Annotated in this window: 23 protein-coding genes; 12 read left to right on the top strand and 11 right to left on the bottom strand. The window is 66.3% G+C overall.

The annotated features are described in order from the left end of the window. Nucleotide 1: 1 nt before the first annotated feature. The 6 genes from E7811_RS02835 to E7811_RS02810 all read left to right on the top strand — a co-directional run bounded on the left by E7811_RS02835 (nucleotide 2) and on the right by E7811_RS02810 (nucleotide 6,806). Complete coding sequence (locus E7811_RS02835) at nucleotides 2-1,087, top strand: AbrB family transcriptional regulator (RefSeq protein WP_136393067.1); 1,086 nt, start codon at nucleotides 2-4, stop codon at nucleotides 1,085-1,087. After that, nucleotides 1,077-1,868: an SDR family oxidoreductase gene (locus tag E7811_RS02830; protein ID WP_136393066.1), complete on the top strand. Its 792-nt coding sequence runs from the start codon at nucleotides 1,077-1,079 to the stop codon at nucleotides 1,866-1,868. Before E7811_RS02835 ends, E7811_RS02830 begins: the two co-directional genes overlap by 11 nt. Before the next feature lie 12 nt (nucleotides 1,869-1,880). Continuing rightward, nucleotides 1,881-3,266: an MmgE/PrpD family protein gene (locus E7811_RS02825; protein ID WP_136393065.1), complete on the top strand. Its 1,386-nt coding sequence runs from the start codon at nucleotides 1,881-1,883 to the stop codon at nucleotides 3,264-3,266. After that, a complete protein-coding gene (locus E7811_RS02820; protein ID WP_136393064.1) occupies nucleotides 3,263-4,342 on the top strand; it encodes an isocitrate/isopropylmalate dehydrogenase family protein in 1,080 nt (359 codons plus the stop codon). Before E7811_RS02825 ends, E7811_RS02820 begins: the two co-directional genes overlap by 4 nt. Before the next feature lie 95 nt (nucleotides 4,343-4,437). After that, nucleotides 4,438-5,151, top strand: coding sequence for an FCD domain-containing protein (locus E7811_RS02815; RefSeq protein ID WP_211092078.1), 714 nt, complete (start codon nucleotides 4,438-4,440; stop codon nucleotides 5,149-5,151). Between the two features lie 194 nt (nucleotides 5,152-5,345). Next, nucleotides 5,346-6,806 carry an MmgE/PrpD family protein gene (locus tag E7811_RS02810; RefSeq protein ID WP_136393063.1) on the top strand — a complete coding sequence of 487 codons (1,461 nt, stop codon included), beginning with the start codon at nucleotides 5,346-5,348 and terminating at the stop codon, nucleotides 6,804-6,806. Nucleotides 6,807-6,889: 83 nt separating this feature from the next. Here E7811_RS02810 and E7811_RS02805 read toward each other — a convergent pair whose 3' ends face one another. The 5 genes from E7811_RS02805 to pip form a co-directional block, all read right to left on the bottom strand. Then, nucleotides 6,890-7,072: a hypothetical protein gene (locus tag E7811_RS02805; protein WP_136393062.1), complete on the bottom strand. Its 183-nt coding sequence runs from the start codon at nucleotides 7,070-7,072 to the stop codon at nucleotides 6,890-6,892. A 141-nt stretch (nucleotides 7,073-7,213) separates the two neighbouring features. Further along, nucleotides 7,214-8,932 carry a methionine--tRNA ligase gene (gene metG, locus E7811_RS02800; RefSeq protein ID WP_136393061.1) on the bottom strand — a complete coding sequence of 573 codons (1,719 nt, stop codon included), beginning with the start codon at nucleotides 8,930-8,932 and terminating at the stop codon, nucleotides 7,214-7,216. Nucleotides 8,933-9,063: 131 nt separating this feature from the next. Then, on the bottom strand, nucleotides 9,064-9,816 hold the full coding sequence (locus tag E7811_RS02795) for an SDR family NAD(P)-dependent oxidoreductase (protein WP_136393060.1): 753 nt from the start codon (nucleotides 9,814-9,816) through the stop codon (nucleotides 9,064-9,066). 66 nt (nucleotides 9,817-9,882) lie between these two features. Next, nucleotides 9,883-11,139: an MFS transporter gene (locus E7811_RS02790; RefSeq protein WP_136393059.1), complete on the bottom strand. Its 1,257-nt coding sequence runs from the start codon at nucleotides 11,137-11,139 to the stop codon at nucleotides 9,883-9,885. 148 nt (nucleotides 11,140-11,287) lie between these two features. Beyond that, entirely contained in the window at nucleotides 11,288-12,265 is a 978-nt protein-coding gene (pip, locus tag E7811_RS02785; protein WP_136393058.1) for a prolyl aminopeptidase, read from the bottom strand. A gap of 63 nt (nucleotides 12,266-12,328) precedes the next feature. Between pip and ubiG the strand changes: the two genes are divergently transcribed. The 4 genes from ubiG (at nucleotide 12,329) to E7811_RS02765 (ending at nucleotide 16,610) form a co-directional block, all read left to right on the top strand. Beyond that, nucleotides 12,329-13,069: a bifunctional 2-polyprenyl-6-hydroxyphenol methylase/3-demethylubiquinol 3-O-methyltransferase UbiG gene (ubiG, locus tag E7811_RS02780; RefSeq protein WP_136393057.1), complete on the top strand. Its 741-nt coding sequence runs from the start codon at nucleotides 12,329-12,331 to the stop codon at nucleotides 13,067-13,069. Between the two features lie 56 nt (nucleotides 13,070-13,125). Then, the gene (locus tag E7811_RS02775; RefSeq protein WP_136393056.1) at nucleotides 13,126-14,871 is read left to right on the top strand and encodes a DUF4153 domain-containing protein; all 1,746 of its coding nucleotides are present in this window, start codon (nucleotides 13,126-13,128) and stop codon (nucleotides 14,869-14,871) included. A 63-nt stretch (nucleotides 14,872-14,934) separates the two neighbouring features. After that, entirely contained in the window at nucleotides 14,935-15,525 is a 591-nt protein-coding gene (locus E7811_RS02770; protein WP_136393055.1) for a heme NO-binding domain-containing protein, read from the top strand. Next, nucleotides 15,525-16,610, top strand: a complete 1,086-nt coding sequence (locus E7811_RS02765; protein ID WP_136394201.1) for a diguanylate cyclase domain-containing protein — start codon at nucleotides 15,525-15,527, stop codon at nucleotides 16,608-16,610. Before E7811_RS02770 ends, E7811_RS02765 begins: the two co-directional genes overlap by 1 nt. A 10-nt stretch (nucleotides 16,611-16,620) precedes the next feature. On the opposite strand, the gene E7811_RS02760 is transcribed toward E7811_RS02765, so the two are convergent. Both E7811_RS02760 and E7811_RS02755 read right to left on the bottom strand, forming a co-directional pair. Then, nucleotides 16,621-17,028, bottom strand: coding sequence for a thioredoxin family protein (locus tag E7811_RS02760; RefSeq protein ID WP_136393054.1), 408 nt, complete (start codon nucleotides 17,026-17,028; stop codon nucleotides 16,621-16,623). A 27-nt stretch (nucleotides 17,029-17,055) separates the two neighbouring features. Next, nucleotides 17,056-17,769 (bottom strand): cytochrome c biogenesis CcdA family protein, encoded by a 714-nt coding sequence (locus E7811_RS02755; RefSeq protein ID WP_136393053.1) that lies wholly within the window; start codon nucleotides 17,767-17,769, stop codon nucleotides 17,056-17,058. A gap of 199 nt (nucleotides 17,770-17,968) precedes the next feature. Between E7811_RS02755 and E7811_RS02750 the strand changes: the two genes are divergently transcribed. Together E7811_RS02750 and E7811_RS02745 are read left to right on the top strand one after the other, a co-directional pair. Then, on the top strand, nucleotides 17,969-18,502 hold the full coding sequence (locus E7811_RS02750; protein WP_136393052.1) for a sigma-70 family RNA polymerase sigma factor: 534 nt from the start codon (nucleotides 17,969-17,971) through the stop codon (nucleotides 18,500-18,502). Next, nucleotides 18,499-19,134: an NrsF family protein gene (locus tag E7811_RS02745; RefSeq protein WP_136393051.1), complete on the top strand. Its 636-nt coding sequence runs from the start codon at nucleotides 18,499-18,501 to the stop codon at nucleotides 19,132-19,134. Before E7811_RS02750 ends, E7811_RS02745 begins: the two co-directional genes overlap by 4 nt. Nucleotides 19,135-19,143: 9 nt before the next feature. Here the strand turns inward: E7811_RS02745 and E7811_RS02740 are convergent, their stop codons facing one another. Genes E7811_RS02740 through E7811_RS02725 form a run of 4 tightly spaced genes read right to left on the bottom strand, consistent with a single transcriptional unit; the run spans nucleotide 19,144 to nucleotide 24,444 of the window. Next, nucleotides 19,144-19,926 (bottom strand): alpha/beta hydrolase family esterase, encoded by a 783-nt coding sequence (locus tag E7811_RS02740; RefSeq protein ID WP_246020179.1) that lies wholly within the window; start codon nucleotides 19,924-19,926, stop codon nucleotides 19,144-19,146. A 32-nt stretch (nucleotides 19,927-19,958) separates the two neighbouring features. Next, on the bottom strand, nucleotides 19,959-21,716 hold the full coding sequence (gene mdoH, locus E7811_RS02735) for a glucans biosynthesis glucosyltransferase MdoH (protein ID WP_136393049.1): 1,758 nt from the start codon (nucleotides 21,714-21,716) through the stop codon (nucleotides 19,959-19,961). Next, nucleotides 21,713-23,245 carry a glucan biosynthesis protein gene (locus E7811_RS02730; protein ID WP_246020175.1) on the bottom strand — a complete coding sequence of 511 codons (1,533 nt, stop codon included), beginning with the start codon at nucleotides 23,243-23,245 and terminating at the stop codon, nucleotides 21,713-21,715. Before E7811_RS02730 ends, mdoH begins: the two co-directional genes overlap by 4 nt. Then, nucleotides 23,242-24,444, bottom strand: a complete 1,203-nt coding sequence (locus tag E7811_RS02725; RefSeq protein ID WP_136393048.1) for an OpgC family protein — start codon at nucleotides 24,442-24,444, stop codon at nucleotides 23,242-23,244. Before E7811_RS02725 ends, E7811_RS02730 begins: the two co-directional genes overlap by 4 nt. Nucleotide 24,445 lies beyond the last annotated feature (1 nt).

Below are 24,445 nucleotides of genomic sequence, written 5' to 3'. Positions count from 1 at the left end.
CATGACGGCGGAACGGGGGGCAGGGTCCGGCCGGATCGCCGGGCTGCTGCGGCAGCTTTTCGTGACCTATGCGGCGGGCGCGGCCTGCGGTGCCGCGGCCTTTGCCCTGGGCCTCCCGCTGCCGTGGATGCTGGGCCCGTTCTTCGTCTTCGCTGCGCTGTCCTCGGCGGGGCTGCGGTTCCGGCTGGTTCCGAAGGGCCGCGAACTGGCGCAGGTCGCGATCGGCCTTGCGATCGGCCTGCGCTTCACCGCGCCGGTGGTGGGCGCGCTTTTGCTGCTGTTGCCGCAGATGGCGCTGGCCACGGTCTATCTGATCGCGGTCACGACGACGGCCGCCTTCCTGTTCCGCAGGCTGGGCGGGGTCGATCCCGTCACCGCCTTCTTCGCCACGGCGGCGGGGGGTGTGGCCGACATGGCGATTGTCGCCGAACGGTTCGGGGGCGTACCGTCATCGGTCGCGGTCGTGCATGCGATGCGGGTGTCGCTGGTGGTGGCCACGGCCCCGTTCATCGTGCTGGGGGCGATGCAGGGGGCAGGGGGCAGTTCCTTCGGCGCGCCGGGCAGCATCGAGGGCCTGCCGCTGCTGGTCGGCGGGCTGGCCGCGGCCTATGCGGTCGCGGTCCTGCTGAAACCCACGCCGCTGCCGAACCCCTGGCTGGTCGGGCCGATCCTGGCGGGCATGGCGATGGCACTGGCCGGGTTGCAGGGCATCGTCGTGCCCGGCTGGCTGATCATGGTGGCGCAGGTCGTCCTTGGTGTCTGGCTTGGCTGCCAGTTCCGCCGCGACCTGCTGACGGCCCTGCCGCGCGTGACGGCTGCCGCGGTTGCGATCGGGTTCTTCCTGATCGGGATGGCGGCGGTGGGCGCCGTGGGCCTTTCGCATCTGGGCGACATGCCGTTTTCCACGGCCTTCCTGTCGCTGGCCCCCGCGGCGGTCACCGAAATGGTGCTGATCGCGAAGGTGATGCATCTGGACGCCGAAACGGTGGCCGCGTTCCACGTCATGCGGATCGTGATCGTGGCGACGACCGTTCTGGGGGTCTTCAAACTTTACTGTGCACTTGGGAGGATCAGGCTTGGATCTTGAATTTCGCAACCGCCGCGTTCTGGTGATCGGCGGCAGCTACGGGATCGGCGAGGCCGCGGCGAAGCTGGCGCTGGCCGAGGGCGCGCAGGTGATGATCGCCTCGCGCAGCGCCGAAAATCTGGCCGCCGCCGCCGCGCGGATGGAAGAAGCCACGGGGCGCCGTCCGGCCGAGGCCGTCGCCGACGTGACCCAGGCGGGCACCGCCGAGGCGCTGGCCGAACGGGTCGCCGCCGACTGGGGCGGGCTTGACGTGCTGATATCGGCTGTCGGCGGCAGCATTCGTGCGGCCTTTGCCGACCTGTCGGACGAAGACTGGATGGGGAATTATACCTTCAACGTCCTGTCCACGGTCCGGGCGATCCGGGCGCATCTGCCGCTTTTGCAGAAGGGGCAAGCACCCGCCGTCGTCATGCTGGGCGCGGCCGCGTCGAAGATGCCCTATGCCCATCAGATCGTGTCGAACGTCCACAAGGCGGGGATGCTGGGACTGAACAAGACGCTGGCCAGCGAATTCGCCCCCCTCGGCATCCGCGTCAACCTGGTGGCGCCGGGGCGCACGCTGACGCCGCTCTGGACCAACCGGGCTGACAAGATCGCCGCCGACGAGGGCCGCACGCGCGACGACGTGCTGGCCGACTTTTCCAAGGACATCCCGCTGGGTCGCTTCGGCACCGCCGACGAGGTCGCGCGGATGGTCGTCTGGCTGGCCAGCCCCTGCGCGGCCTACATCACCGGCCAGTCGGTCAATGTCGATGGCGGCATCGCCCGCGGACTGCTGTAAGGAGAAACAAGGATGAGCGGACATCACGCCACGCCCCCCGGCACGCCGGAAGTGACCCGGCTTCTGGCCGAATGGGTCGTCACGCTGAAGGGCGCGGACATCCCCGCCGAGGTGCGCCGCGAGGGGCTTCGGACCTTCGTCAACTGGGTGGGCTGCGCCGTGGGCGGTGCGCGGCACGAAACGGTCGACGCCGCGCTGAAGGCGGTGATGCCGCTGTCGGGGCCGCGCCATGCCACGGTTCTGGGCCGCCCCGAACGGCTGGACATGCTGAAGGCGGCGCTTGTGAACGGCATCACCTCGCATGTTCTGGATTATGACGACACGCATCTGAAGACGATCATCCACCCGGCGGGGCCGGTCGCCTCGGCCCTGCTGGCGCTGGCCGAAACCCGCCCGATGACCGGCGCGGATTTCCTGACCGCGCTGATCGTGGGCGTCGAGGTGGAATGCCGCATCGGCAACGCTGTCTATCCCCATCACTATGACCGCGGCTGGCACATCACCGGCACGGCGGGCGTCTTCGGCGCGGCGGCGGCGGTCGGCAAGGCGATCGGCCTGTCGCGGCAGCAGATGCAATGGGCCTTCGGTCTGGCGGCATCGCAATCGGCCGGCCTGCGCGAGATGTTCGGGACAATGACGAAAAGCTTCCATCCCGGCAAATCGGCCGAAAACGGGCTTCTGGCCGCGCTTCTGGCCGAGGCGGGGTTCGATTCATCCGAACGCGCCATCGAGGCGCCGCGCGGCTTTGCCTGCGTGATGTCGGACAAGCAGGACTGGAACGAGATCCTGGGCGATCTGGGCACCCGCTGGGAAGCGGGGCTGAACAGTTACAAGCCCTTTGCCTGCGGGATCGTTATCCATCCCGCGATCGACGGTTGCCAGCAGATCCGCGCCGAGATCGGCGACCGGGTGCAGGACATTGCCCGCGTGCATCTGACGACGCATCCGCTGGTTCTGGAACTGACGGGCAAGCGCACGCCCCGCACGGGTCTTGAAGGCAAGTTCAGCGTGTTCCATTCCGCCGCCTGCGCGCTTCTGCGCGGCGATGGTGCCCCCACGGCCTTTACCGACGAGGTGGTGACCCTGCCCGAAATCGTCGACCTGCGCGACCGGATCGAGGCCACCGCCGATCCCGCCTGCCACGAGGCCTCGGTGACGATCGACGTGACCTTCCGCGACGGTTCGACCTTGCGGCGGCATGTCCACCGCGCCATCGGCAGCCGCGACGTGCCGCTGACCGATGCCCAGATCGATACCAAGTTCCGCAATCAGGCGGCGCTGGTGATCGGCGAGGAGGCGGCAGAAGCCCTGCTGGCGCGCTGCTGGAAGACGGCGGACCTGCGGGATGTGGCCGACGTGGCGCGGCAATCCGTGGCCCTGCTGGAGGCGGCGCAATGACCGGGGCGCGCTTACTTCGCATCGGCGTTCTGAACGGCGACGACATCGGGCACGAAATCGTGCCCGCCTCGGTCCGCATCGCCGAGGCCGCGGCCTGGGCCGAAGGTCAGGCGATCGACTGGGTGCATCTGCCCATCGGCCGCGCCGCGCTGGACAGCCACGGCCACACCCTGCCGCCCGGCACGCTGGAAACCCTGGGCACGCTGGACGGCTGGATCCTGGGGCCGATCGGGCACCGCGACTATCCGAAGGTGCCCGAGGCGATCAATCCGCATCCGATCCTGCGCAAGCATTTCGACCTGTTCGCCAATGTGCGGCCCACCCGGTCCTATCCCGGTATCGGCTGCCTGCGCGATGACATCGACCTTGTGATCGTGCGCGAGAACAACGAAGGCTTCCAGCCCGATCGCAATGTATTCATGGGGTCGGGCGAGTTCCGGCCGAACCCGGACCTGACCATCTCGGTCCGGGTCATTTCGCGCGAGGGGTCGCGCAAGGTGGCCCGCGCGGCCTTCGACATCGCCCGCACCCGCAAGAAGCGGCTGACGCTGGTGCACAAGAACACCGTGTTCAAGCTGGGTTGCGGGATGTTCGTGGACGGCTGCTACGAGGTGGCGGCGGATTATCCCGATGTGACCGTGGACGAGGTGATCGTCGATACGATGGCCATGCGGCTGGTGCGCGACCCGCAGTCCTTCGACGTGATCGTGACCACGAACATGTTCGGCGACATCCTGACGGACGAGGCGGCGGGGCTGGTGGGCGGGCTTGGCATGGCGCCGGGCCTTTGCATCGGACGCGGGTCCATCGCTATGGCGCAGGCAACCCACGGATCGGCGCCCGACATCGCGGGAAAGGGCATCGCCAACCCCTATGCGATGATCGAATCCACCCGGATGCTGTTCGAATGGCTGGGCCATCGCCATGGGCTGCCTGCTGCTGTCGCCACCGCCGAAAGGATGCGGCGCGGGATGGACCGGGCGCTGGCCGATCCGGCCACGCGGACGCCCGACATCCGGGGCAGCGCCACGCAGGCGCAGATGGTTGAAGGGATCGTCGCGGGGATGTTGCAGTAAGGCCAGAAGGTCGGGGAAAACCGAGATTCCCCACTGCAATCGGATGCAATTCGTATATAACACCGTCGCAGTTCCGCTTGAGGGGGAAGGGTTTCGTGTCGGAAGAACGCGCCATCGACGAAGGAACGCCGGTGTCGGAACAAGAGCCGGACCGTTCCCTTTCGCTGACCGTCCAGACCGAACGGCGGCTGGAGCATCTGATCCTGACGGGCGAGCTGCAGCCCGGCGAGCGGCTGAACGAGCTGGAGCTGTCGCAGCGCTTCGGCATCAGCCGCGGGCCCTTGCGGGAATCCATGCAGGCGCTTCATGCCAAGGGGCTGGTCGAGATGATCCGCAACCGCGGCGTCTTTGTCCGCGCGATTTCGACAGACGAGGCGATGGAGCTTTACGACGTGCGCGCCGCCGTCTTCGGGCTGGCCGGACGCATCCTGACCGACCGCGTGAATGACGAGCTTCTGGCGCGGATGCACCAGTTCCTGGACGAGCTTGAGGTTCTGGCGCAGGCGCGGAACTTCGACGATTACTATCGTCTGAACCTCGCCTTCCACGATTATCTGATCAACGCAACCGGCAACAGCACGCTTGTGGCCGAATACCGGGGCTTTGTGAACAAGCTCCACCTGTGCCGGGCGCGCGGGCTGGTGCAGGCAGGCGGGCTTGCCGTGTCGAACCGCGAACACCGCGAGATGGTCGACGCCATCGCCTCGGGCGACAAGCTGCGCGCGCAAGAGGCGTTCTTCCGTCATGTGGAACGGGCAAAGCTCCGCTTCCGGTCGACCGTCGAACAATCGGCAAACCGCCGCGACTGATCCGCCCCCCCAGATCCCCCAGACCCCCAGATCCCCCTGATCGTCGCGCCGCGATCCGCGGCGGTGTCTTCGTCGTTGGTCGGGAATTTTGTTGACTTTATTCGTCGTAAATTCAGCGTATTTCCCTTGATCGTCAACAATTTAAAATTTAACTTGCGTATGAATTTCATTTTGCCGACAGAGGGGGAGATGTGATGCAGCAGACAGGGAAGGGCGCCGATGCCGATCGCTGGACGCATCTGCAGGGGTTGACGGCTGCGGCGGCCCGCTTCACAGCGGGGCACCGGTTCGACGATCTGGATGCCGAGACCCTGCGGCTTGCGCGGCGCTGCATGCTGGACGGGCTTTCGGTGATGCTGGCGGGCAGCGACCAGCCCGGCATGGCGCCCCTGCTGTCCTTCCTGACGGGACAGGGCGGCGCGGCACAGGCGCGCCTTCTGGGGCTGGCCCATCCGGGCCTGCCCGCACCTGCGGCGGCTCTTTGGGCCGGGACGGCGGGGCATGCGATGGACTGGGACGATACCCAGCTGGCCGAGGGGCCGGGCCGGCCCTATGGCCTTTTGATGCACCCCACCGTGCCGCCGCTGGCGGCGGCGCTGGCGCTGTGCGAGACGGTCGCGCAAGAAACCGGCATGCCGGTCGACGGGCGGCGCTTTCTTGCCGCCTTCACCGCCGGGTTCGAGGTCGGCTGCAAGGTGGCCGAGGCGATCAATCCCGATCATTACATGCGGGGCTTTCATACCTCGGGCACGATCGGCACCTTTGCCGCCGCGGCCGCCGCATCGAACCTGCTTGGCCTTGACGTCGAACAGACCGCCCGTGCGCTTGGCATCGCGGCCTCGATGGCGTCGGGCATCCGCGCGGGGTTCGGCACGATGACGAAACCCCTGCATGTAGGCAGGGCGGCCGAAAACGGCGTGACGGCGGCCTTGCTGGCGCGGCACGGGTTGTCGGCCAATGCCGAGGCGCTGGACGGCCGCTGGGGCTATCTGGCGATTGCCGGTCCGGGGGGCGAGCCGCAGCTTGTCCGCGACCGGTTCGGCGCGCCCCATTCGATGCTGTCGCCCGGCGTCAGCATCAAGCCCTATCCATCGGGCGTACTGACCCATCCCAGCATGGATGCGATGCTGTTCCTGATGCGCGACGAAGGGCTTGCGCCCCAGGACATCGCCAGCGTGCGTCTCTGCGCCGGGTCGAACGTGCTTGGCCCGATCCGCTTCCGCATCGCCCGGACGGAACTTGAGGGCAAGTTTTCCTTCGCGTTCCTTCTGTCCGCGATCATCCTGCGGGGCCGGGCGGGCAAGGCGGAATTCACCGATGAATTCGTGTCAACCCCCGCCTGCCAGGACATGCAGGCCCGGATCGAGACAGCGTTCGACCAGGGGATCGAGGACATGGGATGGGATCGGATCCGGTCGCGGATCGAGGTGACCACGCGCGACGGCCGCACCCTGACCCGATGGGCAGACGAGGCCTATCGCGGAGGGCCGCACAATCCGCTGTCGGATGATGATCTGGCGGGCAAGTTCCGCGATTGCGCCGAGGGCCTGCTGTCGCCCGCCCGTCAGGCCGAGGTTCTGGCGACCGTCATGGCCTTTGAGACGGAACCCGACGCGGCGCGGCTGTTTGACCTGCTGAGGTGGCAGGAAGGCTAGGCAGGCCGCCATCCTGGCATCTGCCGGGGCTGCGGTATCCCGGTCGGTCCCCGCGCGGCAGGGCCGGGATCAGGTGGCGGCGGTCAGGCCGGTTCCGCCACAAGCGCGGGCTTGCTGCGGGCGCCTTCGCGGGTGCCGCCCAGCCGTGACGTCAGTGCGGCGATCTCATCCGCCGACGGCACGCAGCCCCGTTCGATGATCTGGTCGATCCGTGCCGCTTCCCGGCGCAGCCGGACAAGGTCGGACAGGAGGTTTGCAAGTGACATGACGATCTCCTCGGGTCTTTGTCCCGCGGTAATCCAGCAAGGGTTTTTCTGCAATTGCAAAATCGTCATGGCTGCATTGCAGCATGGTCCGGGCGCGCCCGGTGCGTCAGCGAAGGAAAGCCTGTGCCGGGAGCCCGACGCTCAGGCGCGGACCCCTGCAAAGCGCGCCTGCCAGTCCGCCCGTTCCTCGTCGGTGATCTTGCGGAACAGGTTTTCCGGCACGCTGAAGGCATGGCCCGGTGGCAGGGCGCGGATCGCCTCGGACATGTCCGAAGGCCAGGTCCAGTCATCCGATCCCATCGCCGCCATCATCGCGCCTGCGGCATCCGGGATGAAAGGCCGTGACAGGATCGCATAGACCCGGATCAGGTTCAGCGCGAGCCGCACGATCGCCTCGGCCTGGGCCAGGTCGGTCTTGACCGCGCTCCACGGGGCGGCGGCCTGAAGGTATTCGTTGCCCGCAACCCAGATCGCGCGCAATTCGCCCGCGGCCTTGCGGATGTCCATCGCTTCCATATGCGTTTCGTAATCACGCACCCGCGCGCCCAGATCGGCGATCAGCGCGGTTTCCATCGGCCCGAAGGTGCCGCCCGCCGGAACCGTCTCGCCCAGCTTCGACTTGGCGAACTTGGTGACGCGACTGACGAAATTGCCCAGAACGTCGGCCAGGTCCTTGTTCACGCTGGCCTGGAAGTTTTCCCAGGTGAATTCGCTGTCGGAATTTTCCGGCGCGTGCGACAGAAGCCACCAGCGCCAGTAATCGGCGGGCAGGATCGACAGCGCCTGATCCATGAACACGCCGCGCCCTTGGCTGGTCGAGAACTGGCCACCGTCATAGTTCAGGTAGTTGAACGACTTGATGTAATCGACCAGCTTCCACGGCTCGCGCGAGCCCATGATCGTGGCGGGGAACGAAAGGGTGTGGAAGGGCACGTTGTCCTTGCCCATGAACTGCACATAGCGCACGTCCGAGGCCCCCTTGTCGGTGCGCCACCAGCGCTGCCAAGCGGCATCGTCCAGCCCGTTGGCATCTGCCCATTCGGCGGTGCCCGCGATGTATTCGATCGGCGCGTCGAACCAGACGTAGAACACCTTGCCTTCCATGCCGGGCCAGGGTTCGTCGCCCTTCTTCACCGGCACGCCCCAGTAAAGATCGCGGGTGATGCCCCGGTCCTGCAGGCCGTCGCCGTCGTTCAGCCATTTCTTGGCGATCGAGGTGGTCAGCACCGGCCAGTCGGTCTTGGAGTCGATCCAGCCCTCGATCTCGTCCCGAAGGGCGCGCTGCTTGAGGTAAAGGTGCTTGGTCTCGCGCACCTCAAGGTTCGTCGATCCCGAGATGGTGGAGCGCGGATTGATCAGGTCGGTCGGGTCAAGCTGCTTGGTGCATTCCTCGCACTGGTCGCCGCGCGCGCCCGTGTAGCCGCAGTTCGGGCAGGTGCCGGTGATGTAGCGGTCGGGCAGGAAACGGTTGTCGTCGACCGAAAAGACCTGTTTCTCGGTCACTTCCTCGATGAACCCGTTGGCGGCCAGCGCGCCTGCGAAATGCTGGGTCAGCGCATGGTTGCGGGCGCTGGAGGACCGGCCGAAATAGTCGAAGGACAGGCGGAAGCCGTTCGCAAGATCCTTCTGCACCTGATGCATTTCGGCGCAGTAGTCCTCGACCGGCTTGCCGGCCTTGGCGGCGGCCAGTTCGGCGGGTGTGCCGTGTTCGTCGGTGGCGCAGATGAACATAACCTCATGGCCCCGGCCGCGCATGTAGCGGGCATAGAGATCGGCGGGCAGCTGGCTGCCCACGAGATTGCCCAGATGCTTGATCCCGTTGATGTAGGGGATCGCCGAAGTGATGAGAATCCGCGCCATGGCCCTGGTTCCTTGCCGTTCAGGGGCGCTGTTTAACGCCGGAACCGGACGGGGGAAAGGCCCTTGGCGCGGGCAGCGGATTATTGGCCGCCGCCCACGCCCCGCAAGGCGCGCAGGGTCGGCGCGCGTTCCTACTGCGCGCAGTAACCGCCGTCGACCAGATGGTAGGACCCGTTGATGAAGCTGGCCTGATCCGACAGCAGGAACAGCGTCAGCGCCGAAACCTCCTCGGGGCGTCCGATCCGCCCGATCGGGTGGGATGCGGCCAGCGCCTGCTTCACGTCGGCCGGAAGGTTCGCCAGCAGCGGCGTTTCGATGAAGGCGGGGCCGACGGCGTTCACCCGGATGCCCTTTGCCGCATATTCCAGCGCCGCGGTCTTGGTCAGCCCCAGAAGGGCGTGCTTGGTCGCGACATAGGCGCCGGCATTGGCATAACCCACGCTGCCCAGGATCGAGGCCATGTTGACGATCGCGCCCTTGCCGCGCTTCAGCATCTCGGGGATGGCATAGCGCATGCCATAGAAGACGCCGTCAAGGTTCACTCCCATCACCCGGCGCCAGCCATCCAGCGGGTATTCGCCAAGCGGCATGAGAGGCCCGCCGATGCCTGCGTTGTTCACCAGAAGGTCAAGCCCGCCGCCCATGGCCACGGCTTCGGCGACCAGCGCCTCGACCGCCGCGGGATCGGCCACATCGCCGGTGCCGGGCTGTGCCTGGCCGCCATCCTTCACGATCCGTTCCGCGACGACCTCGGCCTTGGCAAAGTCGATGTCGGCCACGACCACCCGTGCCCCGGCCCGCGCCAGATCGGTGGCGATGGATTCGCCGATCCCCGATCCCGCGCCGGTGACAAGGGCGGTCTTTCCGGTGAATGAAATCTGCATGCTGACCTCCTGTTCCAGATCCGGAGAAAGGCTAACACGCGGGGAATCGGCCGCCCTTGATCCGGCTCAAGTTCCGCCGTCATCCTTGCCGTGACGTGCGTCGTCGCCGCGTTCCCTCTCGCGCCCCAGAAGGCGGCCGATCAGGAAACTGGTGCGCGGCTCGTAGGTATAGGCGGTGCGATGGGTCGCGGGCCGGGCGCGCATCCGCGCCAGGCCAAAGACGATCAGCCCTACATGGGCGACCCCGATCAGCACGAACATGGCCGCCGGGCCGAAGGCCTCGATGACGACCGAGGCGACCCAGGGACTGGCGATCGCGCCGACCGCGTAAAGGAACATCAGCGCGGCCGAAAGCTCTACCCTTTCGCGGCTTTCGGCGAAATCATGGGCATGGGCGGTCGATACCGAATAGATCGGCAGGGTGGCAAAGCCGAAGGCGACCGCGGCGGCAAAGACACCCGCCGCCCCTTGCCCGGCGAGCGCCACCGTCATCGCGCAGGCTGCGATCCCCGCGACCGACAGCCCGATCAGCACCGTGCGGCGGTCGAACTTGTCTGCAAGCCAGCCGACCGGATATTGCGCCAGCGCCCCGCCGACCACATAGGCCGCCAGGAACAGCGCGATCTGGTCTGCGCCAAGGCCCACCTCCAGCCCGTAGACCGGCCCGACCATGCGGAACGCGGCGCCGGTGATCCCCGAAACGATCACGCCCGCCGCCGCAAGGGGCGACCGCGCCCAGGCCAGCGCCGGGCGAAGGCGGGGGGCTTCGGGGGTTTCGGGCGGCTCAACCCTTGTGAGGGTCAGCGGAAACAATGCCGCGCAGCACAGCAGCGCCAGCAGGTTGTACGAGACGTAGGACGCAGGCTCCAGCACGCCGATCATCAATTGCGCGCCGAGGCTGCCCGCGATGTCCACCACCCGGTAGACCCCCATTGCCCGGCCGCGCGTCTCGTTCGTGACCTTGGCCTGAAGCCAGGCCTCGATGATGGTGTAACAGCCCGCGACGCACAGGCCCGAGGCCATCCGCATCACCGCCCAGGCATAGGGATCGAAGATCAGCATATGGGCAAGGATGCCGATCGTGCCCGCCGCGACGAAGGCCGCGAAGGCGCGGGAATGGCCGACATCGCCCATCAGGCGGGGGGCCCACCAGCAGCCGATGAAGAAGCCAAAGAAATGGGCCGAGCCCAGAAGCCCGATTTCCCCCGTCGAAAACCCCAGCGCGGCACCCGAGATCGCATCCAGCGGCGCCACCCCGCCCGAGCCGAGTTGCAACAGGATGACCGACAGAAAGAGGGCGGTGAAGGAAATCAGCAGGCGCATGCGGATCGGGATCGGAAATCGGGGCAGGGTGTTCGCCCGGCCAGCCTGCGCCCAACGGACCGGAAGGTAAACCCCGGAAACATCGGCACGATGCGGAAGGGGTGACCCCCTGCCGGTCAGCCGTGGTGACGGATCACCCTGCGGCGCGTCAGTGCTGCGCCTCGCGCGCGCGATCCATGATCCGCACCAGTTCGGCCGAGATCCCCGGCTCCGACAGCGCGTGCCCGGCAACCGGGATCATCCGCAGGTCGCAGGCCTTCCAGCCCTGCGCCAGCGCATGGGCCGACACCGGCGGGCAGATCATGTCATACCGCCCCTGCACGATATGGGTCGGGATGTGTTCGATCCGGGCGCGGTTGGCAAGGATCCAGCCGTCATGGTCCAGAAAGCCCGCGTTCTGGAAATAGTGGTTTTCCAGTCGCGAAAATGCGCGGGCATAATCTGCCGGGCTGTCGCCCGCATGGGTTTCCCCCCCGACCGAGGCCAGCGCGTTTTCCCAGTTGGCCCAGATCCGGGCATGGCGTGTCTCTTCGGTCATGTTGCCCGAGAAAAGCCGCCGGTTGTAGGCCGCGATCAGGTTGCCCTGTTCCTGCGGCGGGATCGGGGCCACGAATTCGGCCCAGAGATCCGGAAAGAACTTGGCCGCGCCGCCGCCGTAGAACCACTCAAGCTCGGCCCGCGTCATCAGAAAGACGCCGCGCAGGACCATTCGGGCAACCCTTCCGGGATGCGAAAGCGCATAGATCAGCGCCAGTGTGGCGCCCCAGCTGCCGCCGAACAGGATGAAACGGTCGATCCCCAGAAGCCGGCGGATATGTTCGATGTCTCCGACAAGGTGCCAGGTGGTGTTGTCGGCCACCTCGGCATGCGGGCGCGACCGGCCGCAGCCGCGCTGGTCGAACAGGATCACGCGGTAATGCGCCGGGTCGAAATAGCGCCGCATCGCGGGGCTGCATCCGCCGCCGGGACCGCCATGCAGGACAAGGACGGGCACGCCATCGGGCCGGCCGCACTGTTCCACATAGATCCGGTGCCCGTCGCCCATGTCGACCATCCGCTGGTCGAAGGGATCGACCGGCGGGTAAAGGTATTCGACTGCGCGCTTTTGGCCTGATCTGTGGTCCATGATCGTCCTATATAGTAGCCACAGCCTGCGCCGCCACCGACCGAACTGCAAGGAAATACGGAAATGACCCAGACGACCACCATCGACCCCGCCGAAGTCGCCAAGTTCGAGGCGATGGCCGCCGAATGGTGGGACCCGAACGGCAAGTTCCGGCCGCTGCACATGCTCAATCCCTGCCGTCTGGATTACATCACCGGGCAGATCGCCGCCGAGTTCGACCGCGACCTGAAGGGGCCGCGCCCTTTCGAGGGGCTGCGCCTTCTGGACATCGGCTGTGGCGGGGGGCTTCTGTCGGAACCGATGGCACGGCTTGGCGCGACGGTCGTGGGCGCGGATGCCGCCGAACGCAACATCCCGGTCGCGCGCCTGCATGCCGAACAGTCTGGGCTGGCGATCGACTACCGCCACACCAGCGCCGAGGCGCTGGCCGCCGCGGGCGAGGCCTTCGACGTGGTTCTGAACATGGAGGTGGTCGAACATGTGGCCGATCCGCTGGCCTATCTGACCGCCTGCCAGCAATTGCTGAAACCCGGCGGGCTGATGATCTGTTCCACGCTCAACCGCAATCCGAAAAGCTTCGCGATGGCGATCGTGGGGGCCGAATGGGTGATGCGCTGGCTGCCCAAGGGCACCCATGACTGGCGGAAGTTCATCACGCCGGATGAACTTTACGACCTGATCCGCCGCGCCGGGCTGCAACCGGTGGACCGCAAGGGCATGGTGTTCAACCCCGTTTCGTGGAAATGGAGCCTGTCTGACCGCGACCTTTCGGTGAACTATGTCACCGCAAGCGTCAAACGCTGATCTGGTGAAGCCCGATCTTCCGCGATAGCCTGCGCCAAAACGAGGCGGAGAGGGTGATGCAGAACGAGTTGCGGCAGCGCTGGATCATGACGGCCCTCGGCCTTGCTGCGGGGCTGGTGATCCACGCCCTGACCGAGATCATGGACCGCGATCTGGTCGGCGACCGGACGGGCCTTGGCCTTCTGGTTCTGGCGCTGACCTTCTTCGCCGGGATTCTGGCGATGACCGGGCCGATGGGCCTGCGCCGCGCGCTGCCCGCGGCCGCGGCGATCGCGCTTGCCGCGGCGGGTCTGCTGGCCTGGGGGGCGGGGCGGTTCGACGCCGTCGCCGACTATTTGGGCACGGGCCTGCCCGTCCTGTCGGGGGCGGTGCTGGCGTTTGTGCCCATTCCCTTCGCCATCGCCGCCGCCGGGCGCGGCTGGCGGCATTATCCGACGCTGTTCACCGAAAGCTGGGATGCCGTCGTGCGCTATGCCGCCGCCGCCATCTTCGTGGGCATCGTCTGGGCGGTCATCATGCTTTCGGACATGCTGCTGCAGATCGTCGGGCTGACGGTGATCGGCGACCTGTTGGATGTCGAGGCCGTGCCATATGCGATCACCGGGGCGGCGCTCGGTCTTGGCATGGGGGTTGTCACCGAGCTGGCGGATCTGATTTCCCCCGACCTGTTCCTGCGGCTTCTGCGGCTGTTGCTGCCCGTGGTCCTTCTGGTGATGGGCGTCTTTCTGGTGGCCCTGCCGATGCGGGGCCTGTCGGGCCTGTTCGGCACGCTTTCGGCGACCGCGACGCTTCTGACGATCGCCGGCGTCGCCGCGACCCTGGTGACGACCGCCATCGCGCAATCTGCCGAGGATGCGGCGGAAAGCCCGGTCTTGCGGACAAGCGCGCGGATCATGGCGCTGATCCTGCCGGTCTTCACGGCGCTTGCGGTCTGGGGCATCTGGCTCCGCGTGGCCGATTACGGCTGGACCCCCGACCGGGTGCTTGCGGCGGTCATCGCGGCGCTTGGTCTTGGATACGGGCTGGTCTACGGGATCGCGGCGGCGCTTGGCGGGCCTTGGATGGCCCGCATAAGGCAGGGCAACCTGGCGATGGCGCTGGTCGTGACCGCGGGCGCGGCGCTGATCCTGACGCCGCTTCTTGACCCGCAGGCCATTTCGGCCCGCAGCCAGATGGCGCGTCTGGACGCCGGAAGGATCACGCCGGACGCGTTCGATTTCGCGGCCTTGCGGCGGTGGGGCCGGGCGGGGAAGGCGGCGCATGATGCGCTGGTCGCCCGCGCCGCCGAACCGGGGAACGAGGCGCTGGCCGCCGCGATGAACGCGGTCGGTCAGCCGGTCGACGAAGCCGTCCACCTGCGGACGATCCTTTCGGGAACCGAGGTTCTGCCCGCGGCCCGCGCCGCCGAGGCCGAGACCGTTCTGGCGGCCCTCGACCTGTCGGCAAAGGCGCAGTTCTCGGAAACCTGCGCGGATCGAGGCGCAGATGGCAAACCCGTCTGCATGCTGGCCTTCGCCGATTTCCGGCCCGACCTGCCGGGGGATGAGGCGCTGTTTCTGGCGCATTGGCCCGGACGCAGCGGCAGCCTGATCGGCCTTGTGCGCGACGCATCGGGCTGGCGCCCCGCTGACGTGCATTCGACAGGCCCCGCGACGGGCAAGGATGATCCCTTTGCCCCGCGCATCGGCAGCGACGAGGTCGCGGCGATGATCGCGTCCCTGCGCCAGGGTCTTCCGGCGCCCGAACCTGCGCCGCTGAACCGGCTGAAACTGGGCGAATGGGGGCTGATGCTGTTGCCCTGAGCGGCATAAACCCTTTCTCAATCCCGCGCGCCTAACGTTTCGGGGAATCAGGGAAACGGGGCCATGCACGGGCTGATCAACCGCGCGATCCAGAACTTCTTGCGCGATACCTATGGCGGGTCGCTGTGGGTTGGCGTCGTGCGCCATGCGGCGCTGGATTTCGACACGTTCGAACCGATGCTGTCCTACGATCCCGCCCTGACCGACCGGGTGATCGGGGCGGCCACGGCGCTGCTTTCCCGGCCGCGCGAAACCCTGCTTGAAGACCTGGGAACCTATCTTGTCAGCCACCCGAACGTCGAAGCGCTTCGGCGGTTGCTGCGCTTTGGCGGGATCGGGTTTGCCGACTTTCTTCATTCGCTTGAGGAATTGCCGGGCCGGGGGCGGCTGGCCGTGCCGGATCTGGACCTGCCCGCACTCGACCTCAGCGAAACCGGCCCGGACAGCTTCTGCCTGCGCTGCCGGTCGGTCCTTCCTGGGGCGGGCCATGTGATGGTGGGCCTCCTGCGGGCCATGGCCGATGACTACGGCGCGCTTGTCCTTCTTGACCATGAGGGCGAAGAGGACGGGGCCGAGATCATCGCTATCCGCCTTCTGGCACGGGATTTCGCCGAGGGACGCCGGTTCGATCTGGCGCTGGCGCGGGGGGCATGATGGACGGCGGCACGCTTCGGCCGGAACCGACGGTTCCCCCACCGGCGCTGGACCGGCTGATGCCGATGCATCTCTGGCTTGATCCCGGTGGCCGGGTTCTTTCGGCGGGTAGCACCCTGGCCAAGGTGATCGCCTTGCCGCCGGTCGTCGCCGACGAGGTGCCCGCGCGGCTCTTTGACCTTTTCGACCTGCGCAGGCCCGGCGGCGTCGCGGATATGGAACGGTTGCGCGCCGCCTCGGGGCACAGGCTCTATCTGGTCGCGCGCGCGCCCGGCCAGCCGGCCTTCCGCGCCGTGGCGGCCGGTCTGCCCGACGGCGGGGTCCTGATGAACCTGTCGTTCGGGATCGGGATTGTCGAGGCCGTGCGCCGCCACGGCCTGACCGAAGCCGATTTCGCACCCACCGAACTGGCGGTGGAGATGCTTTATCTGGTCGAGGCGAAATCAGCCGTCATGGAAGAGTTGCGGCAGTTGAACCGGCGGCTTCAGGGCGCGAAATCCGAAGCCGAGGAACGCGCCCTGACGGATACGCTGACGGGCCTGCGCAACCGCCGCGCCTTCGATCAGGCGCTGGACCGGGTCCTGAACCAGATGCAGGTGCAGGCCCGGGCCGAGGCCGACCCTGCCGGATTTTCGCTGATGCACCTCGATCTTGATTTCTTCAAGCAGGTCAACGACAGCCACGGCCACGCCGCAGGCGATCAGGTGTTGGTGGCGGTGGCCCAGGTCCTGCGCCGCGAGACACGCGCCGCCGACACGGTCGCCCGCGTGGGCGGCGACGAATTCATACTGCTGATGCCCGGATTGACGGACCGCGCCCGCCTTTGCGCGATCGCCGACCGCATCATCGCGGGCGTCGGCAGGCCGGTGATCTATGGCGGCGCCGAATGCCGGGTTTCCGCCAGCATCGGCGTGACGGTGGCCGAAGCCGGGATACGGCACGACGCCGCCCGCCTTCTGGCCGATACCGACAGCGCCCTTTACGCCGCCAAGAAGGCGGGACGGGGGTGTGCGATCCTGTCTGGCAGGGGCGAGATGATCCCGCCAACCGCCTGCCCGCCGGGCGAGGCAGGCGACAGGCGATAGGGCCGACCCCTTAGCTGGCAGCGAGACCCATATCGAGAAGATCCCTGATCTGGGCCTTCGAGGTTCCGGCGACGATGCGGCCAAGCTCTTTACGGCCCTGCAGAATGACAAGGGTCGAACGCCGGGGAATTTGCAGCGACTTGGAAAGGGTATCCTTGCTGTAGATGTCCCAGTCGATCTTGTAGAAGGCGATTTTCTGCTCGTAGGCCGGGTTCTCGGCCTTGAGCTCGGCCAGGATCCTTTCCTGGGCGGCGCAGGTCGTGCACCAGCTGGCCCAGAAATCCAGAAGCACGATCTTGCCGCCGTCCATGTCGGCCTCGGCTGTCCCGGGTTTGTAGAGGATGGGTTCGGCGGCTTGCAGGCTCAGGGGCAGAAGGGCAAGCGCGGCGGTCGATGCAAGGAAGGTGCGACGGTTCATTCTGGGTTCCTTTCGGGGACAGGGGGATCAGAGGCTGACCGACAGGTCGATCAGCCATGGGGGAAGGGTATCGATAAGCCAGGCCTCGGCGATGTGGTGCAGACGGAACCAAAGCGCGGTGCCGACCATGACGAAGACCGCCCCCATGATCGGCTTCGACCGTTCCGCCAGCGCGCGCAACCAGGCCTGGCGGCGGCGAAGCGCGGACTTCGCGCCATAGGCCAAGCCCAGAATCAGGGTCGAGACCCCCAAGGCAAAAGCCAGCATGATGGCCCCGGCCCGGCCAAGGCTGTCGCCGGTCGAGGCAAGCGCGATGGCTGCACCAAGGGTGGGGCCGATGCATGGGCTCCAGACGGCACCGAGAAGCGCGCCAGATACGAATTGCCCGCCAAGGCCGGTTGCGCTGGTCTGGTCAATTTGTGCGTCCGCGCGCGCGGCGAGACCTGCCGTTGCCGCAGCGAAACGGCGCGAGAAGACAGGCACCAGCATGACCAGCCCGAAAGCCACCATGACCAGGGCGGCAGCCTGCGAGACGGTGTCAGAATCGACGCCCAGAGCAGGACCGATGGCGGTGACGCCAAGGCCGAGCACCACGAAGGACACGCTCAGCCCGGCGGCCAGGGCAATGGGTGCCCGGCGATCCTGGTGCAGGCTTGAGGCAAGGACGATGGGCAGGACAGGCAGAACGCAAGGGTTGATAAGCGTCAAAAGCCCCGCGAGATATGAGAATATCAGTTCCAAGGACCGCCCCTGTTTCGTGTCTGGGTTTCGCGAACCTCCAGGCCCTCATTGAGCCAGGTTGCCGCATCTACAGGGCCATTCGCTTGGCTGGGGCGTTCATTACATCCTTCACGCTTTGGTGAATTCCTGCGAAAGATTGCTGGACCTTTGTAACGGACGGACGTCAGTTGCGAATGGACCGGCAAGGAAGGCGCCATTGATGGATGATTGGAGTAGTTTGCTGGCGGAGGCGAACGCGGGCGACAGCCGGGCCTACACAGCCTTCCTGCGTACGATCACGCCAGTCTTGCGGGGCATTGTTCGGGCCAGGGGCGGCGGCCTGGGCGAGGCGGTGTGCGAGGATGTACTGCAAGAGGTGCTGCTGGCGGTGCACCTGAAGCGGCACACCTGGCAGGTCGGGTCGCCAGTCCGTCCGTGGCTTTATGCCATCGTGCGCTACAAGGTCGTCGACGCCCTCCGGGCGCGGGGCGGCAAGGTGGAAGTTCAGATCGAGGATTTTGGCGACGTCCTTGCTGCAGAACCCGGGCCCGATCCGACCGAGGCCGCCGACATGGCGAAAATGATCGGACTTCTGGATGATCGGTCGGGCCGGCTGGTCCGGATGATCGGGATCGAGGGGGCAAGCGTGGCTGAGGTCGGGAAGGCCCTCAACATGACCGAAGGAGCGGTCCGGGTAGCCCTGCATCGCGCTTTCAAGACATTGGCCGACCTACGGGAAAGGCATATTCGATGAAGACCGAGGATCTCATCGCGGCACTTGCCGCCGACACTGTGACGGACACCCCTCCGCGCGCCATTCTCTGGCCTGCGTTGGTCTTTGCGATTGCGGCTGCTGTTCTCGTCGTTTGGGGGCTGCTTGGCCTGCGGGCGGATCTGGTTCAGTCACTGGCCAATCCGATGTCGGTGATGCGCTATGTGCTGACCGGCGCCTTCGGGGCTTTGGGCGTGAGGCTGGCGCTTGTGCTGGCAAGGCCAGAGGGGCGCGGTTCTGCCCGTCTGTGGCCTCTGGTCGTTCCGGCGGCAGCAGCGCTTGCGATGCTGGTCTGGGCCTATGCGTCAACGCCCGGGGAGGGGCGGCAGATGGCTCTGGTCGGAAAGACGATGACGACATGCCTTGTGATGATCCCGCTTTTGTCGGTTCTGCCGGTCGCGGCGATCCTCTTTAGCCTCCGCCGCGGGGCGACCACGACGCCCGCTCTTGCCGGTTTTGCGGCGGGCCTGGGCGGCAGCGGTTTCGCGGCGATGGCCTATGCCTTGTATTGCACCGAGGACAGCCCGCTCTTCTATGTCACCTGGTACGGGTTGGCCATTGGCGGGGTGACGGTTGCAACCACGCTGATCGGAACGCGGGTCCTGCGCTGGTAGCACGAGGCGTCAGCGCAGGGCGTCGAACCAGTCCATGGCCATCTGCGCCCAGCCCTTTGGGATGCTGTGTCCCCCGCCGTGCAGGGCAAAGCTCAGGCTTCCACCCGGCGCGCAGCGGGTCCAATCCTCGATCGTGTAGATACCAAGGGTGCGACTTGCGTCAGGTTTGTCTGACTGGCAGACATTGGTCGCGCGCCAAATGTCCATCGCTTCGAAGACATTTCCTTGCACGAAGCCCGGCATGACCTCGCGGCCTTCGATCGGCACAGTCCGATCGGCCTTGCCATGTGAGTAAAGCAGTTGCACCGGGCCGGCGCAGGCCTCGGGATGCGGCCGCCAAAAGCTGCCCGCAACGGGTGCATAGGCAGCGAATGCCTGTGGCCGCGCGCAAGCGACATAGCTTGTCATCGATCCGCCGATGGAAAAACCCGCCAGAAGCATCTGGCCCCGATCCAGCCCGAAGCGGGATGCGGCGTCGTCAGCGACGGCCATCAGGAAGGCGATCTCGTCTCTGGCCGAAGGCCGGTCGGGGTGAAAGCCCCATGTCCGCCCCTTGCCATTTTCGCGCGGCTGGCCGTCGGGTGCGATCACGGCAAAACCGCGGCCCGTCATCTGGCCGACCATGGGCGCGTTGCGGATGATGCCCAGCCCCTCGCCGCCATAGCCATGCAGCAGAAGGATCGCGGGGGGCGGCTTCTTGACATCTTCGGGCAACACGATGTGGTAGGTGCCGCCTGGTGCCTTGCACGCGTCAGTGTCCTGCCCGCAGTCGGCCTGGGCGGTCCCGGTCATCAACAGAAGGGCAAGAGCCGAACCCCCCGCTTTCATTTGTCGGTTCCCAAGGGCCTTAAGAACCAGCGCGATGCGACGTTGCGCTGAACCAACCATGACAGAAGGCTTGTCAGCGCCAGACTTCCTGCAACAGGAAGAAGCCAGAGGTCGATCTGCCCCGCGAAACACAGGCCGAGAAGCGTCACCCCAAGCGCCGTTTCGGTCAAGTGAAAGCGCAGAAGGGTTCGAAAGCCCGGACGCCCGGTGAGATGCGGCATCCAGCCACCATTCACCCCGACAAGGGTCTGCAAGACGGCGCGGACCTGATGGACCATCAAGGCGGGGGCAAGCAGGACAGACAAGACGATCTCGACCAGCACCGAGACAGCAAAGCCGGGGAGGTCACGCAGGCGAAAATCCCGGTCGCGCAGATGTGCCGCACTCCCCAGAAGCTTGGGCCCCAAGAGCATCAGCCCCACCGTTCCGGTCAGGACGGCCTGGCTAACCGGGGGAAGGTCGGGCCAGACGGGCATGAACGGATTGGCCAGAAACGGATCAGGCAGGGCCCCGCCCGGGCCGGACAGGGCCCAAAGGGTCAGAAGCGCCAGCCACCAGACCGAGGCCAGATAGGCCATGGCCCCCTGAAAAAGATGAAAGCGCGAGACAATGTGCAGACCGGGCGTCGCCAGAAGCCGCAGATGCTGCATATTGCCCTGACACCAGCGGCGGTCGCGACGCAGGTAACCGGGCAGTGTCTCGGGCGTGTCTTCAAAGCTTTCCGATGCCTCGGGCATCATCTTCACGCCCCATCCGCCGCGACGAATCAGCGCTGCCTCGACGAAATCGTGGCTGAGGATAACACCTCCGCGCGGCGCGCGCCCCGGCAGATGCGGCAAGCCCGCGCAGGCGGCGAAGGCTCGGGTCCGGACCAATGCGTTATGGCCAAGGAAATTGCCTTCGGCACCGGTCCACATCGCAAAGCCCCGGCCAAGGTTGGTTCCATAGACCTCTGATGCAAAGGACTGCAGCCGCTGCCAAAGGGTGTTGCCCCAAAGGACACGCGGGACGGTCTGGATCAGGCCAAGCCCCGGTTCGGTCGCCATCCGGTCAGCCATCAGGATCACGCTGTCCGGTGCCATGATACTGTCGGCATCGAGGATCAGCATCGCGTCGTGGTCCTGACCTGCCTTGGTCACCCAGTCGCGAATGTTGCCGGACTTGTAGTCGGTATTGGCGGCGCGACGGCGATAGTGCAGCGCAAGACCCGGATTGGCCAGCCGGGCGACAGAAAATGCGGCCAGTTCGGCCTGCGCGGCTACAGGGTCACGGGTGTCCGACAGGATGTGCAGCGAAAACCGGTGCCGCCCCCAGCCGGTCAACGGGGAAAGCAAGGCCAGGGCATTGCCAATGGTTTGCCTCGCAGGTTCCCCATACATCGGCAGAAGGATTGCGATGGACAAGCCGTGAAGGGCCGCCGCCTGAGGTCGGGGGCGCCAAAAGACGCCAAGTACGGCCGTGGCGACCGACAGCACCACCCAGTAGAAGGCAACGACGGTGACGGCGACCAGCGCGGCTTCGGTGGCGGCCAAATGGCCATCGACGGTGAACCAGCCCAGTCCCGTCCAGGCGAGGGCCGTGGTCACGCCCAGGGGCAGGGTCAGCACCGCAAGCCGGACAGCGCGCACCGAGCGGGGCGATCGGATCCCTGGCGCGGCCGGGTCTGTGAACGGCACGCCGAAAGATTGGTCCGGCATGGCAAGGGGCGGGGTTGCCGCAGCTTCGGTCAGCGGATGGCGAAACGCGGCTGTCATGTGCCGACCCAACGGTTCAGCCAGACCTCGGCCACGCGCTGGCTGCCCCGCCAGAGCTCGGCCCTCAGTTCGGCCACCGGGGCATCGCCCTTCAGGGTGAAGTCCAGCCGCATGCCGCCAGTGGCGGGGTTTCGTTGCAGGTAGTGGCCGGAAATCTCGCCCGCGCTGGTGCTGACGCGGGGCACGATCCGTGCAGGATCATCGCCAAGGGCCGGGTGCGGGGCGTAGTCGACGGTGAATAGTCGCCCCTCCTCGAAAATGCGGGCGCCCGTGCGGGTGGCGATCACCGGGGCGACGGTTCCCTCGGCCGGGCTGTCTGCGCACCAGTAGATGCGATAGTCAAAGCGGTGCTCTGATCCGGCAGCGAGGGGTGCAGCCGGGCGCCAGAAGGCGACGATGTTGTCGTTGATCTCCTTGTCGGTGGGGATTTCCACCAGCATCACCGCGCCCTGTCCCCAATCGCCATCGGGTTCGACCCACAGCGAGGGGCGGCGTTCGTAATGGGCGACCAGATCGTTGTAGTCGCCGGGCTTGCGTGCACGCTGCATCAGGCCGAAGCCGCGTGGGCTGGTGTCGGCAAAGGTGCTGACGTTGACGGTCCTTGGGTTGGTCAGCGGGCGCCAGATCACCTCGCCGGCACCGTTCAGGATCAGAAGCCCGTCACTGTCATGCACCGCCTCGCGGAAGTCGTCAAAGCGGGTGCGATTGATATCGTTGAAAAGGAACATCGAGGTCCCCGGCGCGATGCCAACGGTCGTCAGGTCGACACGCGGAAACAGCCGGGCGCTGACGGTCATCTCGGTCGTCTCGCCCTTCCTGACGCGGAAGCTGTAGGCCCCGGCGACCGAGGGGCTGTCCATCAGCGCGTGGATCGTGACCTCGGCTGCGCCGGGCTCCGCCGCCTCGATCCAGAAGTCGCGGAAGATGGGGAATTCTTCCCGCCCGTCTGCGGCCGTGTTCAACGCCAGGCCCCGGGCCGAGATTCCGTAGGCGTGACCCCGGCCGATCGCGCGGAAATAGCTTGCGCCCTGAAAGACCGCGTATTCCTGGAAGCGGTCCTTGACGTCAATCTCTCCCAAAAGGCGAAACCCAGCAAAACCGGTGCCCTCTTCCGGAAGGGCGGGGAACTTGTCGGTGCTGTCGAAGAGCCGCAGCTGGAATTGCACTTCGCGCGACTGGTTGCCGTCAACGGCATGAAGGCCGATCTTGTGCGGGAAGAAGAGCCCCGCGACGAAGAATTCGGCTTGAACCGAACCCGGACTGCCGCGGAACAGGGTATGCCGCGTGTCGAACCAGATGCCGCGGAAATCATCGTAAGACAGGTCCAGCCAGTCCTGGCTGACCGCCGGTGGCGAAGAATAGGGGGCCGCGGCCAGCGCCCGGGCGCGGGTGACGATCATCTCGTGGTCGAACGGGGTGGACGGGCCAAGCACGGCGCCCGCTGCCTCTTCGGCGTCCGCAGGGCGAAAGCCAAGCACGGACAACCCACCAAGCAGGCCAAGGACATGTCGGCGGGACAGGTCGGTCATGACCGCATCTTCACCGGGACGGGCTGTCGCGTCGGCAGGTCTAGCGGCACTTCTGCGGGCTGCGGGCGCGGGGTCTTCCAGGGTCTCGCCTTGAAGAATGCGGAAAGCCTTGCCACGGCGATGATGATTGCGAAGCCGGCAAGGTTTACCGCCAGCGCCGCCATCATGCCCCCGCCGGCCAGTTTCAGGATGGCGCCAAGGACCCGCGCCATCACCATTGATGCCGCGAAAACTGCCAGAGATTGCTGACCGACCTGCATGATCACGGCGACCACGGCCCCAACCCGTCCGCCATGCCTCAGCCGCGCACCGCCGGGGCCGGCAACGACCCAGGCGAGATAGGCAAGCGCGAGAAAGTGGATATAGCGCAGGATGCCGAAATCAGTCTTGTCGAACAGGATCGACCACTCTCTTCGCCAGTCGCGCAGCACTTCCGATGCGCCGATGATCTTGTGCCAGGAAAAGGGGATCGAAAGCACCAAAATGGCGATCGATATCCCGACAAGCACACGGTGCACTGGTGGCGAGGGCAGCCATCCCGCCATCAGTGCAAAACCGGTAAAGAAAACGAGCTGCCAGGAAAACGGGTTGAAGAACCAGCCACGTTCCGAAGGTTTGCTGAACCAGGCCTCGGCCGGCAGGTTCAACCCTACGGACGCCGCGACCCACAGCGTCAGACTGAACAATATCGCCAGCCGCAGGTCGATCCGCACCAGTGCCATCATGGCCGGGATCAACGCGAGTATCACCAGATACATGGGCAGGATGTCGAAATAGTTGGGCACATAAGTCAGGGTCAGCAGGCCAAGAAGATTTGGCCCGGTGTTGTTGAGGAAGGGATAAAGATTCAGCGCGCCGACCTCGTCACGCGGAAAGGCCCCGGTTGCGTTCAGCGCCAGCATCAGGCCAAGCGTCACGAAGAAGACGCCCAGATGCACCCAATAGACTTGCCAGATGCGGTTGGCGATTTGCAGCGTGCCCATCAGCCAGCCCGCGCGGCTGAAGACCACGCCAAAGGCCAGGGCCGATGCCATGCCCGAGCAGAAGACGAACATCTCGGTCGCGTCGGAAAAACCGAACCGCGCCGGGATCCATAAGGTCCAGGGGTTGCCGGTGATGTGGGCAATCAGAATGATGAACATGCCGAGACCCCGGAAGAAGTCGAGCCGCGGGTCGCGCTGGCCTTTGGGTTCCGTCATG

It is taken from the genome of Aliigemmobacter aestuarii (assembly GCF_004799285.1).
GTDB classification, from domain to species: Bacteria; Pseudomonadota; Alphaproteobacteria; order Rhodobacterales; family Rhodobacteraceae; genus Aliigemmobacter; species Aliigemmobacter aestuarii.
Note: the sequence above shows the minus strand (reverse complement) of the source record. Positions and strands in the feature narration are given on the sequence as shown.